Below are 5,343 nucleotides of genomic sequence, written 5' to 3' on the forward strand. Positions count from 1 at the left end.
CCGGAGCTCTGTTCCGGCGCCGGCGCGGGGGCGCCGCACGCGGCGACGGCGAGCACCGAGGCCGCGCCTAGCGCCCCGATAAGGCTGCGCCTGTGCAGGATGGGGCCTTGGTTCCTGATGTGGTCTTTCACGACATCTCCTTTGATACGTCTGGGGTTGGAATTTGAGGTTTTGTGGCGTGGATAGTGGCTGCGTGCCCGGCCGCGGCGTTTTACGGCTGGACGCTCCAGATGTGGAATGCGGGGCCGTCCGAGGGGAACTGGCCGCCAGGCACGAGCTCGGGCCCGCCGGTCAGGCTGGTTGCGGCAAAGAGCGACTGAACCGGTTCATGGTTTCCACGGGTGATCTGGACCAGCAACGTCTCCTCTGGCAGGGCACGCTCGAAGATGATCGTTTCCTCGGCCGCGTGCAGCCAGCGCAGCCCGCCGCGCCGCAGCGCCCGATACTGCCGACGCAGCCGGACGAGGTCCTTGTAGATGGACAAGGTGCCTAGATCCCACCTGGCCTGATCCCAAGGGAAGGGGATCCGGGCCGCTTCCATGTTCAGCCCTTCCAGCCCGATTTCGTCCCCTGCGAAGATCATGGGAACGCCGGGCAGGGTCATCATGAGTGCCGCTGCCAGATGCTGCCTGTCTGCTCCGGCCACGGAGCGGAAGCGTGCAGTGTCATGGGAGTCGATGAGGGTGAAATTGTGCTGGAATGACTGCCACGGGATCCGTGCCGAAAAGTGGCGGACCACCTCGGCCAGGTCCTCCCCGCCGTACTGCGGAATCGGACCCGGTACGCCCCAGAACTCCTCGAACCGCTCGCGCGCGAGCCAGGACCAGGCGGGCCGGGTGAAGCCCGCATAGGACATGGTGCCGTGCCAGCCGTCGCCGAGCAAGGTTTCGGAGGCGTCGAACTGGTGTTCGGCTATCAGCAGTTTATCCGCGCCCATGGTTGCCCGCGTCCTGCTTGCCACCAGCTGGTTCAGTTCCACTCCCCCGTACCTGCCGGCAGACTGGGCGACGTCCACCCTCCAGCCGTCCAGGCCGAACTCCTGAATGTAGCGGGCGATAACGGATTCCGGCCCGTCATACAGCCGGCGGCGCAGTTCGCCGGAGCGGTGGTCGAACTTGGGAAGGGACTTGGCGCCAAGGAACGTGGCGTACGATCCGTCGCTGCGGTCAAAGTAGTAGAAACCCGCCTCGGGACTTGCGGGGTTGTCCCGGCCCTGCTGGAACCACTCATGTCCGTCCCCGGAGTGGTTCAGTGTGATGTCGCCGATGACTTTCATGTTCCGCCGGTGCGCTTCCTCGGTGAGGGCCCTGAGTGCCTCATCGCCACCCAGCAACGGGTCCACGTGGTCGAAGGTCGTGGCGTCATAGCGGTGGTTCGACTGCGAGGGGAAGAAGGGGGTGAGGTAGATCAGGTCGGCGCCGAGCGCGGCGATGTGGTCCAGCTTGTCCCGGACTCCCCAGAGGTCGCCGCCGAACAGCTGAGTCAGTGCCTCCGGGGTGCCGTGCGGAATGGGATCGCTCCACCTGGCGGGCCGGGCCCAGCCGGGCGGGGTGTGGCGGGACTGCCCGGAGTTGTGGAAGCGGTCGGGAAAGATCTGATAGGCGATCGAGTCGGCGCCCCACGTGGGCGGCGGAGCATGGGTGGTAAGGACGAAGTCGGTGGCATCCGGGACTTCCCGGCCTGCCACACCGGCCGCTGTCAGCCACTGCTGTGCCCTGCCGGACTGCAGGAGGAAGCGGTACCGGGTGACTGGGTTGCGGACTTCCACGGTTGCCCGCCACCAAATTTCCTGGTCCCGCGTCACCCGGTCCACCACCGCTTCGCGGTAATGGGGTTCCCCGTCGGGGGTAGTCCGCACGAACACCCGACCGATGGGGGCGGAGGCGTCGGTGCGAATGTAGACTGTGACGCTCTCACCGAGTTGCGGGTGCGGATTGGTCACGTATAGTGCTGAACCGTCATGATGGGGCAGCGCGTTGCCCACTGTTTCAAACTGTTTCATAATTGTTCCAAGAGATAGGCCCGTACAACGCCCGGGTAGCAGGATTTGCGGCAGAATCGAGTTTACTTTCGCCGAAGTAAGCGCCGCAACGTTTCTGAAACATGTTTCTAAGAAAGGGGGGAAGCCGTTGCAGAAATCTGTCCGGCAGATAGCCAAGGAGATCGGAGTCAGCCCGGCTACGGTAAGCCGGGTCCTGAACAACAAGGCCGGGGTGGCCGAGGGTACCCGTGAGACCGTGCTGCGCGCCGTGGGCGACAGGGGTCTTCTGCTGCCCAAGGGCGGCAACGTCCCGGAGCCGTTCGTCGGGATCATCGTCCCCGAACTGGAGAACCCTACGTTCGGCGTCCTTGCCTCAGCGATCGAAAAACGCCTGGCGGCATACGGGGTGACAGCCCTGATAGGAAGCTCCACCCTTGAGGGGCTCACGGAGATGGACTACATCGCCACACTCATGCGCCGCAACATCCAGGGCCTCGTGCTGGTTTCAGGACAACATGCGAACCCGTCGGCGGACCAGAGTATCTACTGGGAGCTGCACCGGCAGGGCATGCCGATGGTGCTGGTGAACGGGCAGGTCCCCGGCCTCGCGGTACCCACCGTTGTCGCCGATGAAGCTGCAGGCGCCCAACTCGCCGTTGACCACCTCGCCGAGCTTGGCCACGAACGCATTGCGCTGGCCGGCGGGCAGGCGTACCTCCGCCCCTCCCAGAATCGGCTGGCAGGATATTGCCGTGCCATGCGCCGCCGGTTCGGCCGCGTGGACGACCGCCTGTACACCGAGACCATTTACTCGGTGTCGGGGGGCCATGCGGCTGCACGGAAGCTCCTCTCCGCCGGGACCACTGCGATTATCACCGGCAGTGATCTGATGGCTCTCGGTGCGGTAGCCGCCGTCCGGGAGGCCGGGCTGTCCGTTCCGGCGGACGTCTCGGTGGTCGGCTACGACGATTCATATCTGGCCAGCCACAGCAGCCCGTCCCTGACAACGATCAGGCAGCCGTTGCCTGAAATGGCGAGCGTAGTGGCGACTTCCCTTTGGGAGCAGCTGCAGGGCTACCGCACGCCGGACTTTGACCACGTCTTCCCGTTGACACTTGTGGCACGGGGCTCCACGGCAGCAGCACCCGTGGCACTGACCGCCAAATAGCCAGTTGGCGGTCTGGAGAAGGTGCAGCCGGGCGATAAATTGGTCCACCGCCGGGGCAGCGGCAGCTCCCCGCCGCCGCCCGCCGGACGACCTGACGTGGCGGCTCGCGCACCCGCCCGGGTGCCGCCGTCGTACGCCCTTTTTGCCCCAGCAGACCGGCGCGCCGGCCCCGGAACAGCAGGCCCGGGCCCAAACGTTGATCCTGTATGAACAGGCGCGTTGCCTTGCCCGCTTTGGTGCTCGTGGCTGCGATCGTGGTGGCAGCCGGACTATATCTGTTCCAGCCATGGCGAATCTTCACCAGCTCAACTGTCACCGAGGACGTTCCCGTCGCCGCGGGGCCCGCCGCGACACCCTCGGAATCCGCGGTCACGTCCCCGGGAGCGGAGGCAACGGGACCACCGACCACGCCCGCGCCCGCCGGGCCGAGGGAACTCGCAACAGGCCAACTCATCAGCCACGAACACGCCAGCTCGGGAACCGTGCGGATCCTTGAGCTCGCCGACAGCAGCCGCATCCTCCGGTTCGAGGGCCTCGACACCTCGGACGGTCCGGACCTGCGGGTCTGGCTCACCGACGCACCGGTCATCGAGGGACTCGCCGGCTGGCATGTGTTCGACGACGGCGCGTACCTTGATCTGGGCGCGCTCAAAGCGAACAAGGGCGACCAGAACTACGTGATTCCGGTTGACGCGGTGCTGGCCGACTACAGCTCCGTCAGCATCTGGTGCGCCCGGTTTACCCTGTCCTTCGCAGCCGCGGAACTGAAAACGCAACCGGCCTAGCGACCCGCCAAGCCCTTCGCGTAGGCGGCCTGGCCGATGTGCTGCAGGCAATCGGCGAGGGTGCTGACCAACCGGACGCCGAGGGTGACCGGCGGATCCCAGCGCCGGTCCACTATCCTGTCGAGGTCCGCGTCGGTGAGGGTCTCGAGGAAACCGGCGGTCTGCCGGTGCACGGCGTCGTAGTACTCCACCAGCAGCCCTGCGTCCGCCTGCACCGCGTCCACCTGCTCCGTCGTGTGGCCGTACCCGGTGTCCCGCCCGGACAACGGCAGGCCGAACCGGTCTTTGAACCCCTGCGATATCCCAACCTGTTCCAGGCCGGCAGCGGCGGCCACCTGTGCGTCCTCCACGCGGCCCAGGTGCCAGACCAGCCAGGCAATCGAGTTGCCGGTGCCGTTCGGCCGTTCAGCCAGCATCCCGCCGTCGAGCCCTTCCAAAGTGCCTTCCACCGTCTCCCGGATCCTGCCGAAGGCGTCCAGCAGCAACTCGCCCGTCTTCACGCGGATACTTCCATGAATGCCATGGGTGCACTCTTCCACGCCGGTTCCGGTGCGGACAAGGGGCCCGCAGCCTCGGCACCCGGCCGGGTGCCGCCGCCGTCGTGTACCACCGGACGGAAGGGCCGACAACGGCTGGCCCTCCCCTGTCTGCTGCCGGAGCGCAGGAAGGGGGCTACCCCTCCGTTGACTGCCGTCCCTCCTCCGCCGTGGAATTAATGTGGCTCCAGCAGCAGCGGAAGCCACATCCACCGAGGCGGCCGCCGCTTTCCCAGGCTGCCTGAATATTGGAGGTCCACCATGGGACAGGCACGTGAGGTCATGGATCGGCTGATGACGGCCATGAATTCCAAGGACAAGGACGGGTTGGCGCGCTGCTACGCGGGCGACGCCGTCGCTTACACCCCCGACCAGGGGGAAATCAGGGGCAGGGATGCCATCAGCAACTATCTCTTCGGCCTGTGGGAGGCTATGCCGGACGTCCGGTATGAGCACACCGCACGTCATGAGGCGGGGGACGTGGCGATCGACGAGGGCGTTGTGGTGGGAACCAACACCGGCCCGCTCGAGCTTGCTACTGGACACAGAATGCCGGCCACGGGCAAGCAGCTGCGGATCAGGAGCTGCGACGTGGCCACGGTGGAGGGCGGCGAGATCACTTCCCACCGCTTCTACTTCGACCAAGTGGAGTTCCTGTCCCAGCTTGGGCTGATGCCGGAGATGACCACGCACTGACGCTGGGTCATCTCCTGCGGCTTTTCCCTCGCGACCGCTCATTTCCCGGGGGGTTTCTGGTTGTTGGGTGTTAAATGCGGGAGGCCCCAACCAGTGGTGGTTGGGGCCTCGACCTGATGTTTTGTCCGGCGGTGTCCTACTCTCCCACACCCTCCCGGGTGCAGTACCATCGGCGCT

5 protein-coding genes are annotated in these 5,343 nt (G+C 66.0%); 3 read left to right on the top strand and 2 right to left on the bottom strand.

The annotated features are described in order from the left end of the window. Positions 1-211: 211 nt before the first annotated feature. Positions 212-2,002, bottom strand: coding sequence for a glycoside hydrolase family 13 protein (locus ACYQ1Z_RS20060; protein ID WP_459794306.1), 1,791 nt, complete (start codon positions 2,000-2,002; stop codon positions 212-214). Positions 2,003-2,129: 127 nt separating this feature from the next. Between ACYQ1Z_RS20060 and ACYQ1Z_RS20065 the strand changes: the two genes are divergently transcribed. Continuing rightward, on the top strand, positions 2,130-3,149 hold the full coding sequence (locus ACYQ1Z_RS20065; RefSeq protein ID WP_459794307.1) for a LacI family DNA-binding transcriptional regulator: 1,020 nt from the start codon (positions 2,130-2,132) through the stop codon (positions 3,147-3,149). 206 nt (positions 3,150-3,355) lie between these two features. Continuing rightward, positions 3,356-3,934: a DM13 domain-containing protein gene (locus tag ACYQ1Z_RS20070; protein ID WP_459794308.1), complete on the top strand. Its 579-nt coding sequence runs from the start codon at positions 3,356-3,358 to the stop codon at positions 3,932-3,934. Here ACYQ1Z_RS20070 and ACYQ1Z_RS20075 read toward each other — a convergent pair. Continuing rightward, positions 3,931-4,434: a mycothiol transferase gene (locus ACYQ1Z_RS20075; protein WP_459794309.1), complete on the bottom strand. Its 504-nt coding sequence runs from the start codon at positions 4,432-4,434 to the stop codon at positions 3,931-3,933. The genes ACYQ1Z_RS20070 and ACYQ1Z_RS20075 overlap by 4 nt on opposite strands. A 318-nt stretch (positions 4,435-4,752) precedes the next feature. On the opposite strand from ACYQ1Z_RS20075, the gene ACYQ1Z_RS20080 reads away from it, so the two are divergent. Further along, positions 4,753-5,166 carry an ester cyclase gene (locus ACYQ1Z_RS20080; RefSeq protein ID WP_459794310.1) on the top strand — a complete coding sequence of 138 codons (414 nt, stop codon included), beginning with the start codon at positions 4,753-4,755 and terminating at the stop codon, positions 5,164-5,166. Positions 5,167-5,343 lie beyond the last annotated feature (177 nt).

It is taken from the genome of Arthrobacter sp. AD-310, from assembly GCF_054656615.1.

Bases quoted from the DNA above. Each gene is read 5' to 3' on its own strand.
- ACYQ1Z_RS20070 (WP_459794308.1), top strand. From the start codon at position 3,356: ATGAACAGGCGCGTTGCCTTGCCCGCTTTGGTGCTCGTGGCTGCGATC.
- ACYQ1Z_RS20060 (WP_459794306.1), bottom strand. From the start codon at position 2,002: ATGAAACAGTTTGAAACAGTGGGCAACGCGCTGCCCCATCATGACGGT.
- ACYQ1Z_RS20080 (WP_459794310.1), top strand. From the start codon at position 4,753: ATGGATCGGCTGATGACGGCCATGAATTCCAAGGACAAGGACGGGTTG.